We start from the raw sequence: 17,448 nt of genomic DNA, 5'->3' as shown, positions 1-17,448 counted from the left end.
CGCGTCAGCGACGGCCGAGGCGGATCTTCCAGTGGGTGAGGCGCAGGCGGAGATCGGCGACGATCGCCCGTACCCTGTCGGCGAAGGCGCTCGCCCGGACGGTCGCGACGATCGCCCGGATCCGCGCGCGGGCGGCGGCGAGCATCGCCGCGGCGCGCTGCCAGGCCTCGGTGCGACGCAGGCGGCCGAGCGACCAGTCGTAGAGCCGCATCACCCAGCCGTAGGCCGCCGCGAACCACGGGATCGTCAGCAGCTTGTCGCGGGTGGCGTGGAACAGCCGTTCGACCAGCACGATCGAGGCGACATGCGCCACCGCCAGCATGATCAGGCCGCTCTGGAACCGCCCGGTCGCCATCAGCCACAGGCCGCCGAGCTTGAACGGCTCGAGCACCACGAAGGGCACGAGGAAGAGCCCGAGCGTCGGATAGGGCGGCAGGCGATGGAGGAAGATCGCGAAGCGCCGGGCGACCTCCAGCCCCGCCGCCCAGGCGACGATCGGCCGGAACGCCGCCAGCACGACGTCGTCGATCAGGAAGTAGATCGCCACCAGCACGAGCGTCGGCAGGCGCAGGACGCGGGCGAGAAGCGAAGGCTTCGCGGGTTGGTCCTGCGAACCGGGAACGTCGTCGGTCATCGGTATGCCTTCCCCTGGGTCTGGAGCTTCCCCGATGTGGTCGTTCGGGGGCCCACGTCAAGCCCCGATCGCGGTCGGGACACGTTTCGCGGCCTCTTGCCGCCGGGCCGCGGCGAGGCTACCACCGATCGAACGCCGCTCTGCGGTGATGGCGAGGCGGCCCGTCGACGGTACCCCGGCGGCCCTCCGAGGAGACCCGACACATGACCCTCATCCGCATCGGCGCGCTCGCCGGACTTCTCGCCGGCCTCGCGCTCGCCGCCCCGGCCTTCGCCGGCGAGCCGATCTCGGTCGACCTGCACAACAAGTCCTACGTGACCAAGTGCGCCGAGGAGGACAACGTCTACTACACGCTGACCGCGCCCAAGGTCGCCTCCTTCGTGGTCGAGGCGAAGACCCCGGCTTACGTCGACACCATCGTCCGCGACATCCGCGCGCCCGACTTCTCGGGCTGCAACTTCGGCCATTCCGGCGGCGCCGACGGCGCCTCGCACTACACGCCGCCGACCGCGACGCTGTGGGAGGACGACGAGTACATCCTCAAGGGCGTCGTCTATCCCGACTTCTGGCGCCCGACCGTGGTGCCGGTGACGATCGGCAAGCTGACGCAGAACTTCCTCCATCTCGTCCAGCTGTGGCGCAAGACGCCGGCCGGGCCGATCGAGTTCCTCGTCTTCTATCCGCAGGACGGCTATTGGCGCCTCAAGGCGCTGCCGCCCTTCCGCATGCGCGAGGTGGCCTACGGCTCGTCCTTCCTGATCGGCCCGGTCGAGGAGAGCACGCGGCCCTTCGTCGCCTACAAGACGGTCGGCTTCGACCCGGCGAAGCTCGCCTTCACCCTCGAATTCGCCCGCGGCGGCAAGGCCGTCGTGACGCTGAAGGAACTGACCGTCGGCAATGCCGCGGTCGAGGTGGCGCTCGACGGCGTCGATCTCTCGAGCCTGCCCTTCGCGGCTCTGCGCTCGATGTACGTCGCCCCCGGCAATGCCGACACCGCCCAGACGGTGGTGCGCGCCACGCCCGGCGCGGCGCCGACCTCGACCGTCGTCGTCGACTACAAGGACGGCCAGGCCGCCTCGGTCTCCTTCGACCGGCCGCAGCCCTCGACCCACAACACCTCGGCGCCCGACGTCGGCTTCCGCGACTTCCGCGGCCGCTGAGCGGGCACGGGGCGCCGCCGGCGCGCGCGAAAGCGTGCCTGCGGCGCTCGCGACGGCGCTTTCGCCGGTCCTTCGGCTTGGCGGATGCCGCTCGCGGTGCTAGAAGCCCCGCCAACGGCCGTTCCCGCGGCCGCTCCAACCCGTTTTCCGACGAGAGGATGCCCCGAGATGGCGATCGAACGTACCTTTTCGATGATCAAGCCCGATGCGACCAAGCGCAACCTCACCGGCGCCATCGTCGCCCGCTTCGAGGCCGCCGGTCTGCGCGTCGTCGCTTCCAAGCGCCTGTGGCTCTCCAAGCGTCAGGCCGAAGCCTTCTACGCCGTCCACAAGGACCGTCCCTTCTTCGGAGAACTGACCGAGTTCATGTCGTCGGGCCCGATCGTCGCGCAGATCCTGGAAGGCGAGGGCGCCGTCCTCAAGAACCGCGAAGTCATGGGCGCCACCAACCCGGCGAACGCCGCCGAGGGCACCATCCGCAAGGACTTCGCCCTGTCGATCGGCGAGAACTCGGTGCACGGCTCCGACGCTCCGGAGACCGCGGCCGAAGAGATCGCCTTCTTCTTCTCGGGTCTCGAGATCGTCGGCTGATCGCCCGATCCCGCTGAATGCGAAGAGAGCCCCGTTCGGACCTCCGGGCGGGGCTCTCGCGTTTCGGATGGCGGCCGGCAGGCCCAATAAAAAAGCAAGGCACCTTGCGGGGCCTTGCTTCATTGGCAGTTGCGCGTGCTTCCCCATTGATGCGCCCGTCACCCCCGAAGGCGACGGATGCCGGCAGCTCCGTGCGGGTTTTCCCGCTTCGGGCGCCCGGGGACATCCTCCCGAGACTTAGACCGCGTTTTCATCTTTCGGGGCTTCGAGCTGCCGTTCCGGTCTTTGCTCGCCCTCTTTTGATGTGAGGACCTTAATCGGTCTAAATCGGTTTGTCATCTTTTCAGGCAGCTGCTGCCGCATTTTTCGCCAATCGAAATATCACCGTAAAAACAATATTTTGCTCGTAAATTTCAATGTTCTTCGGAACCGAATAGACGAAAGTCGTACGGGATAACCTCGCTATGGACGCGGTCGTCCGAGAGGGCGCAAGCTGCACCTCGCGAGCGAGGAGATCCGCAGGCGAATGACCGTTCGGGCGAGGGAAACAGGGCTGGATGCGCGGCTGGTGGTCGACGACCGTCCGGCGCGGATGGACGACGCCTTCGCCGCAGTCGCAGCGTCGGTCGATTCGTCCGCGCTGCCGATTCTCCGCCTCTTCCGTCCCGAGCCCGCCGTGTCCGTCGGGCGCGAACAGGCGATCGCCCGCGAGGTGCGGCTTTCCTGGTGTCGCGACCGCGGCATCCCCGTGCTGCGGCGGCCGACCGGTGGCGGCGCCCTGTGGCACGACGCCGGCCAATGGGTGGCGCTTCTCGCCTGCGAAGCCGCGCGCCTCGGCGCCGACCCGGCCGAACGGCTGGCGAAAGGCGGGGCGATCGTCGCCGACGCGCTCGCCCGCCTCGGTGTCGAGGCGGTGTTCGTCGCCCCCAACGACCTCGTGGTGCCGGGCGGCGCCAAGATCGCCTCGGTCTTCCTCGCCGGCGATGCGTCCCGCGCCGTGCTCTTCGCCACGCTGCTCGCCGACTTCGACGTCGCCTCGGCGCTCTCGGCGCTGCTGGTGCCGACCGAGAAGCTGACGCTGACCGGCCTCGAACACGCCCGCGAGCGGGTGGCGACGCTGGCCGATCGGCTCGGCGCCGTCCCCGCCGACGTGGTCGTCGTCGAAGCGCTGGGGCAGGCCTTCGCCGCCGGTCTCGGCCTTCCCGCCGACGGCTGGCAGCGCGCGACGCCGGTCGCCGTGGCCGATTCGCCGGCGCCCCCCGCCGCAACGCCCGACACCGCCCCCTGGGACGCCGTGCCGCGCGACGGCTGGGAGACGATCGAGCGCACCGCCAAGGCGACGCTGCGCCTGCGGCTCGACCGCGACGCGGACGGCCGCATCGACGACCTGCGGCTGGCGACCGACGCCGCCTGGGTGCCGGTCGACCTCGGCCCCCGCATCGCCGCGGCGGGCGAGGGGCGGACCGTCGCCGATCTGCCCGCGGCGATCGCGTCCGCCTTGCGCGACGACGACGTCTTCGTCGGCTTCACGTCCGCCGACCTCGTCCGCCTCGCCGCCCGCGCGGTCGAGAAGGGCCGCATCGCCGAAGCCGTCGGTCTGGGCCCCGCCGCGACCAGCGGCCTGATGCTGGTGGGGCCGGGGGCGGACGCCCGCGACGCGCTGCATCGGGCGAGCGTCCTGCTCGTGCCCTATTGCGCCAAGCCGGCGTGGTGCGCGCTCAGGCCGACGCCCGACTGCATCGACTGCGGCCATTGCACCGTCGGCGACGCCTATCGCATGGCGCGCGACCGCGGCCTCGAGGTCACGACCATCCTCGACTTCGAACACCTCGGCGACACGCTCGCGGCGATGAAGGCGCGCGGCGTCACGGCCTATGTCGGCATGTGCTGCTCCGACTTCTTCGTGAAGCGTCACGTCGCCTTCCGCGAGGCGGGGATGGACGCGGTGCTGATGGATGTGATGGGGGCGACCTGCTACGACCTCGCCGAGGAACACCTCGCCTATCGCGGAGCCTTCAAGGCGGAAGCGGCGCTCGATCTCGACACGCTCGAAAAGGTGATGGGAGAGGTTCCCGCCCGATAGGCCCGGACGCGGCCCGCGACCATACACAGGGCTTGCCCGCCCTTGTGTTTTTCGTGCGTCTCGTCCACCAAGGGCCGACGAGATCTTCTTTTCGCCGGGATTCTCATGGCAGGTCGATCGATACGCCGCCCGCGATTCCCGAGCCTTCGACGAGGCCCCGATCCCCATGCGTCTGTCGCGTTATTTCCTGCCCATCCTCAAGGAAACCCCTGCCGAGGCGGAGATCGTCTCCCATCGGCTGATGCTGCGTGCCGGCATGATCCGCCAGCAGTCCGCCGGCATCTACACCTGGCTGCCGCTCGGCCTGCGGGTCCTCGACAAGATCGCCGACATCGTCCGCGAGGAGCAGAACCGCTCCGGCGCCGTCGAGCTGCTGATGCCGACCATCCAGTCGGCCCAGCTCTGGCGCGACAGCGGCCGCTACGACGACTACGGCCAGGAGATGCTGCGCATCACCGATCGTCTCGATCGCGAGATGCTCTACGGCCCGACGGCGGAAGAGGTCGTCACCGACGTGTTCCGCTCCTACGTGCGGTCCTACAAGGACCTGCCGCTGAACCTCTACAACATCCAGTGGAAGTTCCGCGACGAGCGCCGTCCGCGCTTCGGCGTGATGCGCGGCCGCGAGTTCCTGATGAAGGACGCCTATTCCTTCGACGTCGATCAGGATCGTGCGCGTGAGGCCTACTACCGCATGTTCGTCGCCTACCTGCGCACCTATTCGCGCCTCGGCCTGACGGCGATCCCGATGCAGGCGGACAGCGGCCCGATCGGCGGCGACATGAGCCACGAGTTCATCATTCTCGCCTCGACCGGCGAAAGCCAGGTCTTCTGCCACAAGGACGTGCTCGATCTGCCGATCCCGGCCGAGGACACCGACTTCCGCGGCGATCTGAAGCCGATCGTCGACGAGTGGACCCGTCTCTACGCCGCGACTGAAGAGAAGCACGACGAAGCCGCCTTCGCCGCCATTCCTGCCGACAAGCAGGTCTCGGCGCGCGGCATCGAGGTCGGCCACATCTTCTACTTCGGCACCAAGTACTCCGAGCCGATGGGCGCCAAGGTGGCCGGTCCCGACGGCGTCGAGCGCCCGGTCCACATGGGCTCCTACGGCGTCGGCGTGTCGCGTCTGGTCGGCGCCATCATCGAGGCGAGCCATGACGATGCCGGCATCGTCTGGCCGGACGCGGTGGCGCCCTTCGACGTCGTGCTGATCAACATGAAGCCGGGCGATGCCGCCTGCGACGCCGCCGCGGCCGAGATCTACGCCAAGCTCGGTGCCGCCGGTCGCGACGTGCTCTACGACGACACCGACACCCGCGCCGGCGCCAAGTTCGCCACCGCCGACCTGATCGGCGTGCCGTGGCAGCTGATCGCCGGGCCGAAGTCGCTGGCCGAAGGCAAGGTCGAGCTCAAGCGCCGCAAGACCGGCGAGCGCGAGGTCCTGCCGATCGCCGAGGCGCTGGCGCGCCTGGGCGTGCAGGCCTGACGAGAGGACTTGACGAAGGCATGGCCAAGGCGAGCGAACTCGACGAACCGACCGGAACCGCGCCCTTCGCCGGTTTCGAATGGATGATCGCCTGGCGCTATCTCAGGTCGCGCCGGCGTGAGACCTTCATCTCGGTCATCGCCGCCTTCTCCTTCCTCGGCATCATGCTGGGGGTGGCGACGCTGATCACCGTCATGGCGGTGATGAACGGCTTCCGCACCGAACTGGTCGGCAAGTTCCTCGGTCTCAACGGCCACATGTTGGTCCAGGCGACGGCCTCGCAGTTCACCGACTACGAGGAGGTCTCCAAGCGCATCTCCGGCGTCAAGGGCGTGAAGTTCGCCTTCCCCTTCATCGAGGGTCAGGCGCTCGGCTCCGGCCCCGCCGGCGCCGTCGGCGTGCTGGTGCGCGGCCTCGAGCGCAAGGACGTCGACAAGATCGAGCTCGTCGCCAAGAACGTGAAGCTCGGCAGCCTCGACGACTTCGAGGCCGGCAAGGGTCTCGCCATCGGCACCCGTCTCGCCCAGAACCTCGGCCTCGGCATCGGCGACCCGATCACCATCGTCTCCCCGCGCGGCAACGTCACCCCGATGGGCGTGACGCCGCGGGTCAAGGCCTATCCGGTGGTGGCGATCTTCTCGGTCGGCCAGTCGGAGTTCGACGCGAGCTTCGTCTTCATGCCCTTCTCCGAGGCGCAGGGCTATTTCAACCTCGACGGCCGGGCGAGTGCGATCGAGATCTTCACCGACGATCCCGACAAGGTCGGCGAGATGCGCCGTCCGGTCGAGGAGGCCGCCCAGCGCTCGGTCTACGTCACCGATTGGCGCCATCGCAACGTCACGTTCTTCGCCTCGCTCGAGATGGAGCGGAACGTGATGTTCATCATCCTGACGCTGATCGTGCTGGTGGCGGCGCTCAACATCGTCTCCGGCATGACCATGCTGGTGAAGGACAAGGCGCGCGACGTGGCGATCCTGCGGACGATGGGCGCCACATCCGGATCGATCATGCGGGTGTTCTTCATCACCGGCGCGACGATCGGCACGATCGGCACCATGGCCGGCTTCCTGCTCGGCCTCTTCCTCTGCCGCCACATCGAGGAGGTGAGGGAAGGGCTGTCGTGGATCCTCGGTACCCAGCTCTATCCGCCGGAGATCTACTTCCTCGCCAAGATGAAGGCCGACATGAAGATCGCCGAGACCGTCGCCGTGGTGGTGATGGCGCTGGTGCTGTCGCTGCTGGCCACCATCTTCCCGGCGCGCAAGGCCGCCAAGCTCGATCCGGTCGAAGCCCTGAGGTACGAATGATGGCGATCGATCTCGACGACCAGAAGGCCGCGGCGGGGGTCGGTGAAGAGCCCGTCCTGCGGCTCGCCCGGGTGGAGCGCCGCTATTCCGAGGGCGACCGCTATCTCGAGGTGCTGAAGAGCGCCGACCTGGAGATCCGCGCCGGCGAGATCGTCGCGCTGGTCGCCCCGTCGGGCGCCGGCAAGTCGACGCTGCTGCATCTGGCAGGCCTGCTCGAGAAGCCCGACGGTGGCGAGGTCTATCTCGGCGGCATCGCGACCGGCACCCTCAACGACGCCGAACGCACCCGCATGCGCCGGCTCGAGATCGGCTTCGTCTACCAGTTCCATCACCTGCTGCCCGAGTTCACGGCGCTCGAGAACGTCATGCTGCCGCAGATGATCCGCGGCCTCGGCAAGAAGGAAGCGACCAAGCGCGCCGAGCAGCTGCTCGCCTACATGCGGCTCGAGGAGCGGGTGCATCACCTGCCGGCCGAGCTGTCGGGCGGCGAACAGCAGCGCGTGGCGATCGCCCGCGCCGTCGCCAACGTGCCGCGCCTGCTGCTCGCCGACGAACCGACCGGCAACCTCGATCCGAAGACGGCGCACTACGTCTTCGACGCGCTGCAGGCGCTGGTGCGGTCCTCGGGTCTGGCGGCGCTGATCGCCACCCACAACATGGACATCGCCGACCGCATGGATCGGCGCATCACGCTGGCCGACGGCAAGGTCGAGGAACTGTGAGCGGGCGGCGGGGCACCCCGCCGCGGCCGGTTCACAGATCGAGATCCCAGGTCTCTCCCAACATCGGCGTGCCGAACATCGTGTGCGGCTCGGCCGCGACGCGTCGGAAGCCGGTGCTTTCGTAGAGGCGGCGGGCTTCGACCAGAATGTCGTTGGTCCACAGCGTCAGCCGACGGTGCCCGGTCGCCCGGGCGAAGTCGATCACCGCCTCGACCAGCCGCCGCCCGATGCCGCGCCCGCGCATCTCGGCCTCGACGTGCAGCAGCCGCAGCTTGGCGACGCCCTCGTCGGCATGGGTGACGAAGACCGCACCGACCGTCCGCCCGTCGACCTCGGCGACGAAACAGGCCTCGAGCCCCGGATGAGGATCGTCGAGGAAGCGGGCGCCGATCGCCATGATGAGCGCCTCGAAGCCGCGGCCGAAGCCGTAGTCGGTCGCATAGAGCGCCGCCTGCCGCGCGACGATCTGCGACACGTCACCGGTGCGATGCGGCCGGATCAGCAGAGGGCGCGTCGTATCGGTCGGATCGAGCAGTCGCTCGACGTCGGCCATCGCCCCGACGAGACGGCCGATCGCGTCGCAGCCGAGCCCCGCGACGTCGGCGCCGACCCGCCGGCGTTGTTCGGCCTCGAGCGGCGCCAGTTCCGCCCGCCCGCGCTCCGTCAGGGTGACGACCCGCCGCCGCCCGTCGCGGGCGTCGGCGCCGCTCTCGACGAGACCGGCGCCGGTAAGGCGCTTCAGCGTCCGGCTGAGCTGACCGGGGTCGAGCCCGAGATCGCGCACCAGTTCCGCCGCGGCGGCGCCGCCGCGGCGGGCGAGCTCCCAAAGGATGCGGACCTCGCCGAGCGTCCAGGGACTGGCGAGGAAACCGCGGTCGAGCAGCTCGAGCCGCCGTGTGTAGAAGCGGTTGAACGACCGGATCCGGTCGACGGCGGTCTCCGTGTCCCGGTCCGGCTCGACGCGATGCTGCATGTCGACCTCCTCGGCGATATCATTGACATAGTCAACTATATCGTTGCGAAGGTCAATCGAGGATCACCACACCCCGGTGTTGGGCATCGACGCCCACGGCTCGGCCGGAGCGCGGCGTTCGCCCTTCTGCAGGAACTCCACCGAGATCAGGTCGGGCGAGCGCACGAAGGCCATGTTGCCGTCGCGCGGCGGCCGGTTGATGGTCACGCCGCCCGCCATCAGTCGGGCACAAGTGGCGTATATGTCGTCCACCTCGAAGGCGACGTGGCCGAAGTTGCGGGCGGTTCCGTAATCCTCGTCGTCCCAGTTCCAGGTGAGTTCCAGCGTCGGTGCCTCGCGCCGGCCGCGTGCGACGTCGGCGCCGACGGAATCGATGTCGCGGGGCGCGGCGAGATAGACCAGCGTGAAGCGGCCCTGCGGGTAGTCGTCGCGGCGGACCACCTCGAGGCCGACGAGATCGCGCCAGAAGCGCAGGCTCTCGTCGAGATTGCGGACACGGACCATGGTGTGCAGATATCGCATCGGGGACCTCGTGAAGGGTCGGGAGAGAGTGACATGACGAGGATCGTCGAGGACGATCGGGAGGGCGCCGCCCTCCTCGCCGAGCTGGTGGAAGCCGCCGACACCGTGGTGGTCTTCACCGGCGCCGGCATCTCGACCGAATCGGGCATTCCCGATTTTCGCGGGCCGAACGGTCTGTGGAAGAAGATCGAGCCGATCTATTTCGACGATTTCGTCTCCTCCGAAACGGCGCGCCTGAAGGACTGGCGTCGGCGCTTCGCCTTTCGCGACCAGATCGCGAGCGTCGAACCCAACGTCGCCCACCGGGCGATCGCGCGGCTGGTCGGGTCGGGCAAGGTCAACGCCGTCGTCACGCAGAACATCGACGGCCTCCACGCGCGTGCCGGCGTGCCCGAAGATAGACTGATCGAGATCCACGGCAACGCCACGTTCGCGACATGCCTGGACTGCGGAGAACGCCACGAACTCGACGCCGCCGAGGCGACGATCGCGGCGACCGGCGCGAGCCCGCGGTGCGCCTGCGGCGGCCTGATCAAGGCCGCCGTGATCTCCTTCGGTCAGGCCATGCCGACCCGCGAGATGGAGCGCGCCGAGGAGGCGATCCACGAGGCCGATCTCTTCCTGGCGGTCGGCTCGTCGCTGACCGTCCAGCCGGCGGCGACCCTGCCGCTGATCGCCAAGTATCACGGCGCCCGGCTGGTGATCGTCAACGGCGAGGCGACGCCGCTCGACCACATCGCCCATGCGGTGTTGCGAGGCTCGATCGGCGCGGTCTTTTCCCGTTTCGGCGGCTGATCGCCCCACAGATCCGTGCACGACGGCGGAAAGCCGGTGGCCGCGCCGACGGCCGATGGTATCCTCCGCGTCAGAGGGATTCGAGGAAGCGATTCGAACGCAATCGGGCAGCGTTCGCGCGCATCGGGACGGTCCCCACGTGAAGTCGTGTGAGCTTCGTTCCGGGCGGTCGGGACGGACGCAGGGAGTGAGGCCGATGGGAGCCAAGACCGAATTCGACGCCCGTCTCGAACACGACACCCACCTCGAGGCCGGGTCCCATCTCGATCATGGCCCTCGTCTCGAACACGATGTAGCCGACGATGCCGCCGTCGACGTCATCGAGGTGGTCGGCACCATCAAGTGGTTCGACATCGCCAAGGGCTACGGCTTCATCGTCCCCGAGAACGGCCTGCCGGACATCCTGCTGCACGTCACCTGCCTGCGCCGCGACGGCTACCAGACCGCCTACGAGGGCGCCCGTGTCGTCTGCGAGGTGCTGAACCGTCCGCGTGGTCTGCAGGCCCTGCGCATCAAGCACATGGACGAATCGACGGCGATCCATCCGGCCCAGATGCCGCCGCCGCGCACCCACGTCCAGATCGTCCCGACCTCGCCGCTGGAGAAGGCGGTCGTGAAGTGGTTCAACCGCGTCAAGGGCTTCGGCTTCGTGACGCGCGGCGACGGCACGCCCGACATCTTCGTCCACATGGAAGTGCTGCGCCGCTACGGCCTCGCCGAGCTGCGTCCGGGCCAGGAGGTCTGGGTGCGCTGGGGCGACGGCCCCAAGGGCCTGATGGCCGCCGAGGTCCGTCCCGACGGCATCGCCGGCGCCCCCGCGTCGCACTGAGCCGGGGATGCGACCGCATTCCTCCTGTCGGGAGCCGCGCGTCTTGCCGTTCGTCCGCGATCTTCTCCGCCCGTCGTTCACCGGCATCCGCGCGCCGCGACGCGGCGCCTTCGCCTCGACCGTGGCGGCGCTGCTGCTCGCCTTCGTCTGCCTCGTCGCCGTGGCCTGGCCGGCGCGCGCGCTGGCACCGATCCCGCCCGAGAACGAGCTCTTCGTCGTCGCCGCCGGTGCCGGCGGCGTCCGGACCGAGACGAAGTTCGAGGTCGAGGTGGTAGACACCGACGAGACCCGCTCCAAGGGGCTGATGTTCCGCAAGTCGATGCCCGACGACCACGGCATGCTCTTCGACTTCCGCCGCGAGGAGCCGGTGTACTTCTGGATGAAGAACACCTACATCCCGCTCGACATGATCTTCATCGCCGCCGACGGCCGCATCGTCTCGATCGCGCACGACACGACGCCGCTGTCGGAGGCGACGGTCTCCTCGCGCGGCGCGGTGCGTTACGTGCTCGAGGTCAATGCCGGGACGGCGCGGCGGCTGCACCTTTCGGCGGGCGACACGGTCCGCCACGCGCGGATCATGCGCGGTCGATGAGTGTCGTATCCGCGAGACGCTTGCCCGCCTTCGCCGGGGCGTGTATTGCGGACGCGAGAGCGAAGTTCGGCGCCGTGCGGCGTCGGCGGAGCGGTTTCGCGGCGACGCGCGACCGGCGGATACGGGGTATAGCGCAGCCTGGTAGCGCGGAAGTTTTGGGTACTTCAGGTCGTCAGTTCGAATCTGACTACCCCGACCACCGGCTCCCGGTCGCGCGATCGGCGAGCCGCGACAGGCGATCGGACGGCTCGGCCGTCGGGAAACGAAGAGACTGAGGAGAGTGGACGACATGGTGGCGCGCATCTCTCGACCGGCGAAGACGGCCATGCAGTCCGGTCAGGCCAAGACCAGGCGCTGGATGCTCGACTGGGAGCCGGAGACGGCGAAGTCGGCCGACCCGCTGATGGGCTGGACCTCGAGCTCGGACATGAAGGGCCAGATCCGCCTGTTCTTCGCCACGAAGGAAGAGGCGATCGCCTATGCCGAGCGCAAGGGCCTCGAGTATCGGGTGATCGAGCCGCAGGAGCGGGCCCCCAAGACCGTCTCCTACTCGGACAACTTCAAATACGGCCGCATCGGCACCTGGACGCACTGAGCGCCGGTCGGCCGGCGCCGACGTCGACGGGGATCACCTCCCGCGATCCCGTCGACGTGCGAAGCGTGCCGAGACCACAGGCGGCTCAGCCCGCCATCGCGGCCCCGTAGCTCAGGGGATAGAGCGACAGCCTTCTAAGCTGTTGGTCGCAGGTTCGATTCCTGCCGGGGTCGCCAAGTTTTCTGCCGTTTTCAGGCGCGATAGATGTCCTTCGATCTGGACCTGTCCGCAATCTTGTCCGCAATTTCGAATCCAGACGTCGCGAGATCCTCGCCGCATGGACGGCCGGGGCGATCTCCGATTCTGCCGTCGAAGAGCTTCTAGCCGAGGTTGACGCCGACGAGCTGCGAAGCCGCGCCACGCGCACCATACGGCAGCCGACGCGTTGGTCGGGTCGACGCACGCCAACTTCGCCAGATCACGCTGCATCCATCGCGCGCCGTCGCCGATGGGCCTCCGCCGGATGGTTTCCGCCGCGCCTCGCCGCATTGTTCACGCCAGCGCAAGCCGCAGCCGTCGCCGTGATCATGTCCGAGATCGCCGAGCGTGGATCGTGCGATCTCTCGATCGACGCGATTGCGGCCCTTGCCGGTACTTGCCGAACCGTCGTCCAGAACTGCATCCGCACCGCGACCACCGCCGGGCTCTTCGCCCGTCAAGAACGCCGCCGTAGCGGTCGGGCGTCTCTCACCAACATCATCACGCTGGTTTCTCCCGAGGCGGTCGATTGGCTTTCCAAGCGCCCTCGCACCCTCCGCCGTGCTGCTGCGCAAGGGGGGTGGGTTCACGCTGGTGAGCACAGCAACCACCCTGATTCAATCAATAGGGCGGAGCCGGCTTTCTCGTCGGCCGAAGGAGGGCCGAATAGGCCCGACGCAGCCCTCGGAAGGAGGGCTAGGCGATGAAGCGCCGAGGACTGACACGCGAACAGGTCGAGCGAATGACACCCGAGGAGCTTCGGTTGCATGTCGACGGGCTCGATGCGCTCGAGATCGTCGAGGCGGGGATGCTCGGCGAAGAGGAACAACGACGGGCGGAGCTGGCAGCGAAGCGCCGCCGGCTCGTCGGAAAGACGAAGGGGAGGCGGTGATGTTTCGATGCGTTGGAGGCGGTCGGGCTATGATCGTGCGGGCGACCGGAAGGACTGCGGCTCGTCGCGCGTTCCGGGAGGCGACCGGGATGGAGGCGGAGACGGTCGAGCCCTTATAGCTGGGGCGTCTGAGGAGCCGCAGGAAGCCCGTCGGTCCGGTTCTGCACCGCGAGCCGCCCCACGACGCCGAAGGCCCCGGCGCGGCGCACGGGGCCTTCCTGCATTCATCCCCTTCGGGGGCGTCACGCGAAGTTCGTCCCCCTCTTAAGCGGAACTGTCTTCGCCGTCGCGGCGCCGGTGGCGTTCAGCCCCTTCGGGGCGTCAATCTTCACCGTCACGTTGATGTCGGCGGAGCCGGCAACGTTGACATCCTGAGGTGCGGCGGTGCTGGTGCGCATCGCGCCGGGGCTGTAAAGCCCCTGTTCGGAGAAGCTCGACAGCTTCTTCCGGCTGCCGTCGGGCAGGTACTCGTAACCGTCGTTCTTGAAGAACCCGCCCTTGTTGTAGCCGTTCGGGTCGAGCGGAGCCGGCACGCCGGGGATCGAAGCAATCGACGCGATCAGGTCGCGCACCCACGCGACGGCCGACTTCACGGCTCCAATCACTGTGTCGAGGGCCGCGACCGCTGCTGACGCGAACGAGCCCCAGACGGCCGCGCCGTCGCCGCCGAGACTGTCGACGAAGCCTTCGACCAGCGTGCGGACGATGCCGACGACGACGGTGGAGAGACCTTCGAAGGTCTTCACGACCGAGTCCTTGTACCGCTCCCACGCCCCGCCGAAGTCGCCATTGAAGAGGGCCGCGACCGCCGCGCCGAAGTCGGCCGCACCGCCCTTGAGGAGATCCCAGCCCGCCGCCATCGAGGCGACGAGTTCCTGCCAATGGAAGGCGAGGCCGACCACGGCCGAAATGATCAGGTTCACGGGACCGATCAGGAAGCGCAGCCCCGCGCCCGCGAGACGAACCGCACCGCCGAAGATCCGAGCACCGATCGCCCCGGCGGCGAACAGGCCGGGAAGCCCGCGAATTCCGGCCGCGACGGGGCGGGCGATGGCCGCGAGGCCCGCGACGCCGACGTATGCGACTCTGCCAGCCGCCGCCAGCATCCGGAAGCCGGCGGCGACGACGCGCACCACGCGGGCAAGAGCCCAAAGACCGCCGACCACCAGCGCGGCCTTCTCTCCGCCCGTCAGCTTCGACCACGCGTCGCCGAGGGGGATGTTGCGCAGTTCGCCGACCAGCCCGCGAAGCTCTTCGCGCATCTTGCCGAGGTCGGCATCGTTGAGGGCCGCGAACGCCCGCTTGAGGTGGTCGAACGTCCGTCCGAGGCGGGGTCCGATCTGGTCGACCTTCGACAAGATCGAGTACGCGCCCCACATCCCGGCGACGAACCCGAGCACCGGCAATGAGATGAGCGCGCCGAGGGCGGTCGCCAGCGAATTGATGAATAGGATCGCCGGGACGGCGACCGCGAACGCTAGCAGCCCCTTCACGAGGGGCCGGAAGACGTCCGGGTGCTGCGTCGCGAGCTTGTAGACGCCGCGCATGCCGTCGCGGATGGTGGTGAGGCCGTCGACCACGTCGCCCTTCACCGCCTCGCCCATGGCGTCCGAGAGCGACGTGAACGACGCCTTGAGCAGCTTGAGAGCGCCGGGCAAGCCCTGTTCGCTGATGCGCTTGAGGACCGCCATGCGCTCGCCAGACTTCGCCAGCTCGCCGTTCAACGTCGCGGCTTCCTGTGCGACGGCATTCGGCGTCAGGTCGACGAACTTCGCGAGGTGATACATCCCCGAAAGCTCTTTGCGGACGCCGGGGGTGACGTTGTGCCGCGAAAATTCCTTTTCGAGGCGGTCGAAATCGATCGACGAGACCGAAGAGCCTTGGAAGAGGTCGAGGATACCCGCCGCCTTCTTCGCGTCGGTAGCGCGCTTGAACACGCCGTTCTTGGTGAGCTTGTCGAGCATCGCCTGCCGCGCGCCGAACCAATCGCCCTGATGATAGTCGATCGCCTTCTGGAATTCGGGCGCATACTTCGCCACGCCGCCGCCGAATTGGCCGGCGAGCATCGAGGCCGCGCCCGCACCGGTGAACAGCTCCGGATTGACAGACTGGAACGCGAGCGGGTCGATACCGGTGCGCTGCATCAGCATCAACGCCTTCGACGTCGGCATCGCCGCGCGGGTGCCGATCGCCTTGAAGGCGTTGCCGGCCTCCTCCGGGGCGAAGCCCGCCTGAGTCAGGGCGGCAAGGCGGGTGAATGCGCCGTTCATCGCGCCGGAATAGGTCTTCACATACTCGTCTTCGAGCCGGGAGAGTTCGGACCCGCTGGCCCCCTTCATGGCGTCTTCGATGGCCCCAATCTGGTCGTGGACCATCAGGCGCGCGATCGGGGCCGCGTTCTTGGAGAAGGACTCCATCTGTTCGAAGTTGAGGCCGAGCCGCTTCGCCATGACCGACGTAGTATTCGCGACGCTGTTCAATTCTTTGTCGAACAGGCTGGCGCTGCTCGTCATGCCGAAGAAGCCGCGCTGAATCGAAAGCACGCGCTCGGCGGTCTCTTTCAAGTCCTCGTTCTTGATCGACGCCAGCGTCGCCATGGTCTCCATCGACGCGGAAACCTGATCGGTGGAGAGGTTGCGGCTGCGCAGCTCATTCGAGAGCTTGATGTAATCCTGCATCCCGTAAATCGAGTTCATCGAGAGATCGCGGGACTTGTTGACCAGCGAGTCGAATTCCTTGACGTCGTGGTTCGACTTGTCGTTCGGGTCCTTGATCAAGAAGGACTTTTGCAGCCCCTGTTTCGCGTCCTCGATTTCCTTGATGTTCTCGGCAACGGCGTGCATCGCCAGCGCCAGCGGGGCAAAGGCGAGCGCGCCAGCGTGCGCCGCCTCGCTGATCGAGGCGCGGAACCCGCTGGAGAACTTCTTCACGCCCCTCGTCATGGTGGCGAGGCCGGCCGCGACCGGGGTCGACACGATGCCGGCGAGGCTCTTTCCGGACGAGATCGCGCCGACCTGTTCGGCGAGCTTGCGGAAGTTTTTCGAGACGGACGCCAGCCCGGCGAAGGTTCCGTCTTTCGCACTGACGTTGATGGTTGTCTGTAGCGTGGACATGCGGACGGTTCCTTATAGTCCGTACTTCGCCTTGATCGTCGACATCTTAAAATTGAAGGCGCGATCGACTTCGACGGGGAATTCGGTGCTGATGCGGGCGAGAATGCCGGTCTTGACGGGATCGCGTTCCATCTCTCGACCGACGCCGGGGCCGTACATTGCCTTGATCGGAAGCCGGGACTTGCCGACGCGATGCGCGACCAGCCGATTGCCGTTCTTGCCGTTGATGAAGAAGGAGCCCCGGAAGGTGCGCCGGGTGCGCCACGGGGCAGCCGAAACGCCGCGCCGCGTCTGCCGCGCGTTGAATTCGGTGAGCAGCGAGTACCGAGACCGGCCGATGATCTTCGCCGTGAGCGTCGCCGGGGTAGCGTAGGTTTGGCGCGTCTTGCCGTTGACGTAAGCTCGCTTCCAGCCGCCGGCCTGCGTCACGAGCTGACGCGTCGTCGTCAGTCCCTTGGCGGCGGTCTTGTTCGTCGCCATCGCCAAGACCTTCGCCCGCATGTCGAGCCGCAGCTCGTCCATGCCGCGCGCGACCCGGATCAAGCCGGATGTGTCGACGTGAAGGCCCATCAGCGGCCGACCCTGCGGCGCGCGTTGGCACGCGCTTCGGCGACGTCGGCGCGGCGGTCGGTCGGGACGTCGAACGTCGCACCGGCGCGGATCGTCCGGACGTTGTGGCAGGCCTGCGCAGCCGCAGCGCGCCGGGCATCGGTCGGGCCTGCGGGAGGCGGCGGCGGGGTACGGGCGGCGGCGTAGAGGCCTGCCAGCGCCCTGCGGGAGACGTCGGCGCCGGCACCGAGAAGGGCCTCGACAGCGGCAGCGGGGGCGATCTTTCGGTGCGAGACGTCGAGGGTGACGGCGTCGCCGAGGCGAGCCGCCAGCGTCGAGGTCTGGTCGGCGGAGAGACCGAGGGCGACGCCGAGGCGACCGAGTTCGTAGGTTGCTGACAT

17 protein-coding genes and 2 tRNA genes are annotated in these 17,448 nt (G+C 68.2%); 13 read left to right on the top strand and 6 right to left on the bottom strand.

Annotated features, from left to right (window positions below):
* Positions 1-4: 4 nt before the first annotated feature.
* Positions 5-634: a hypothetical protein gene (locus ACT541_RS12030; protein WP_476137152.1), complete on the bottom strand. Its 630-nt coding sequence runs from the start codon at positions 632-634 to the stop codon at positions 5-7.
* 203 nt (positions 635-837) lie between these two features.
* Here ACT541_RS12030 and ACT541_RS12025 point away from each other — a divergent pair, with 203 nt between their 5' ends.
* From ACT541_RS12025 to ACT541_RS12000, 6 genes are all read left to right on the top strand, one after another.
* Positions 838-1,794, top strand: coding sequence for a hypothetical protein (locus ACT541_RS12025; protein ID WP_476137150.1), 957 nt, complete (start codon positions 838-840; stop codon positions 1,792-1,794).
* A 168-nt stretch (positions 1,795-1,962) separates the two neighbouring features.
* A complete protein-coding gene (ndk, locus tag ACT541_RS12020; protein WP_476137148.1) occupies positions 1,963-2,385 on the top strand; it encodes a nucleoside-diphosphate kinase in 423 nt (140 codons plus the stop codon).
* A gap of 526 nt (positions 2,386-2,911) precedes the next feature.
* Positions 2,912-4,468: a lipoate--protein ligase family protein gene (locus ACT541_RS12015; RefSeq protein WP_476137146.1), complete on the top strand. Its 1,557-nt coding sequence runs from the start codon at positions 2,912-2,914 to the stop codon at positions 4,466-4,468.
* 166 nt (positions 4,469-4,634) lie between these two features.
* Positions 4,635-5,957 (top strand): proline--tRNA ligase, encoded by a 1,323-nt coding sequence (proS, locus tag ACT541_RS12010; RefSeq protein WP_476137144.1) that lies wholly within the window; start codon positions 4,635-4,637, stop codon positions 5,955-5,957.
* A 20-nt stretch (positions 5,958-5,977) separates the two neighbouring features.
* On the top strand, positions 5,978-7,264 hold the full coding sequence (locus ACT541_RS12005; RefSeq protein WP_476137142.1) for a lipoprotein-releasing ABC transporter permease subunit: 1,287 nt from the start codon (positions 5,978-5,980) through the stop codon (positions 7,262-7,264).
* Positions 7,264-7,986 (top strand): ABC transporter ATP-binding protein, encoded by a 723-nt coding sequence (locus tag ACT541_RS12000; RefSeq protein WP_476137141.1) that lies wholly within the window; start codon positions 7,264-7,266, stop codon positions 7,984-7,986. Before ACT541_RS12005 ends, ACT541_RS12000 begins: the two co-directional genes overlap by 1 nt.
* Before the next feature lie 31 nt (positions 7,987-8,017).
* Here the strand turns inward: ACT541_RS12000 and ACT541_RS11995 are convergent, their stop codons facing one another.
* Together ACT541_RS11995 and ACT541_RS11990 are read right to left on the bottom strand one after the other, a co-directional pair.
* A complete protein-coding gene (locus ACT541_RS11995) occupies positions 8,018-8,959 on the bottom strand; it encodes a bifunctional helix-turn-helix transcriptional regulator/GNAT family N-acetyltransferase (protein WP_476137139.1) in 942 nt (313 codons plus the stop codon).
* 63 nt (positions 8,960-9,022) lie between these two features.
* Entirely contained in the window at positions 9,023-9,481 is a 459-nt protein-coding gene (locus ACT541_RS11990; protein ID WP_476137138.1) for a VOC family protein, read from the bottom strand.
* A gap of 33 nt (positions 9,482-9,514) precedes the next feature.
* On the opposite strand from ACT541_RS11990, the gene ACT541_RS11985 reads away from it, so the two are divergent.
* The 7 genes from ACT541_RS11985 (at position 9,515) to ACT541_RS11955 (ending at position 13,385) form a co-directional block, all read left to right on the top strand.
* Positions 9,515-10,276 carry an SIR2 family NAD-dependent protein deacylase gene (locus tag ACT541_RS11985; protein ID WP_476137136.1) on the top strand — a complete coding sequence of 254 codons (762 nt, stop codon included), beginning with the start codon at positions 9,515-9,517 and terminating at the stop codon, positions 10,274-10,276.
* Between the two features lie 196 nt (positions 10,277-10,472).
* On the top strand, positions 10,473-11,105 hold the full coding sequence (locus tag ACT541_RS11980) for a cold-shock protein (RefSeq protein WP_476137134.1): 633 nt from the start codon (positions 10,473-10,475) through the stop codon (positions 11,103-11,105).
* 43 nt (positions 11,106-11,148) lie between these two features.
* Positions 11,149-11,700, top strand: coding sequence for a DUF192 domain-containing protein (locus ACT541_RS11975; RefSeq protein ID WP_476137132.1), 552 nt, complete (start codon positions 11,149-11,151; stop codon positions 11,698-11,700).
* Between the two features lie 122 nt (positions 11,701-11,822).
* Positions 11,823-11,899: transfer RNA gene (locus ACT541_RS11970), tRNA-Pro, on the top strand.
* A gap of 90 nt (positions 11,900-11,989) precedes the next feature.
* Positions 11,990-12,295, top strand: a complete 306-nt coding sequence (locus ACT541_RS11965; protein WP_476137130.1) for an ETC complex I subunit — start codon at positions 11,990-11,992, stop codon at positions 12,293-12,295.
* A 100-nt stretch (positions 12,296-12,395) separates the two neighbouring features.
* Positions 12,396-12,471: transfer RNA gene (locus ACT541_RS11960), tRNA-Arg, on the top strand.
* A 764-nt stretch (positions 12,472-13,235) separates the two neighbouring features.
* Positions 13,236-13,385, top strand: coding sequence for a hypothetical protein (locus ACT541_RS11955; RefSeq protein ID WP_476137128.1), 150 nt, complete (start codon positions 13,236-13,238; stop codon positions 13,383-13,385).
* A gap of 242 nt (positions 13,386-13,627) precedes the next feature.
* Here the strand turns inward: ACT541_RS11955 and ACT541_RS11950 are convergent, their stop codons facing one another.
* The 3 genes from ACT541_RS11950 to ACT541_RS11940 are packed head-to-tail and all read right to left on the bottom strand — an operon-like array spanning position 13,628 to position 17,448.
* Positions 13,628-16,498 carry a hypothetical protein gene (locus ACT541_RS11950; RefSeq protein WP_476137126.1) on the bottom strand — a complete coding sequence of 957 codons (2,871 nt, stop codon included), beginning with the start codon at positions 16,496-16,498 and terminating at the stop codon, positions 13,628-13,630.
* A gap of 12 nt (positions 16,499-16,510) precedes the next feature.
* Positions 16,511-17,068, bottom strand: a complete 558-nt coding sequence (locus ACT541_RS11945) for a phage tail protein (protein WP_476137124.1) — start codon at positions 17,066-17,068, stop codon at positions 16,511-16,513.
* Positions 17,068-17,448, bottom strand: a complete 381-nt coding sequence (locus ACT541_RS11940; protein ID WP_476137122.1) for a hypothetical protein — start codon at positions 17,446-17,448, stop codon at positions 17,068-17,070. The genes ACT541_RS11945 and ACT541_RS11940 overlap by 1 nt, the downstream gene beginning before the upstream one ends.

It is taken from the genome of Pinisolibacter sp. DMC100 (assembly GCF_056313705.1).
Note: the sequence above shows the minus strand (reverse complement) of the source record. Positions and strands in the feature narration are given on the sequence as shown.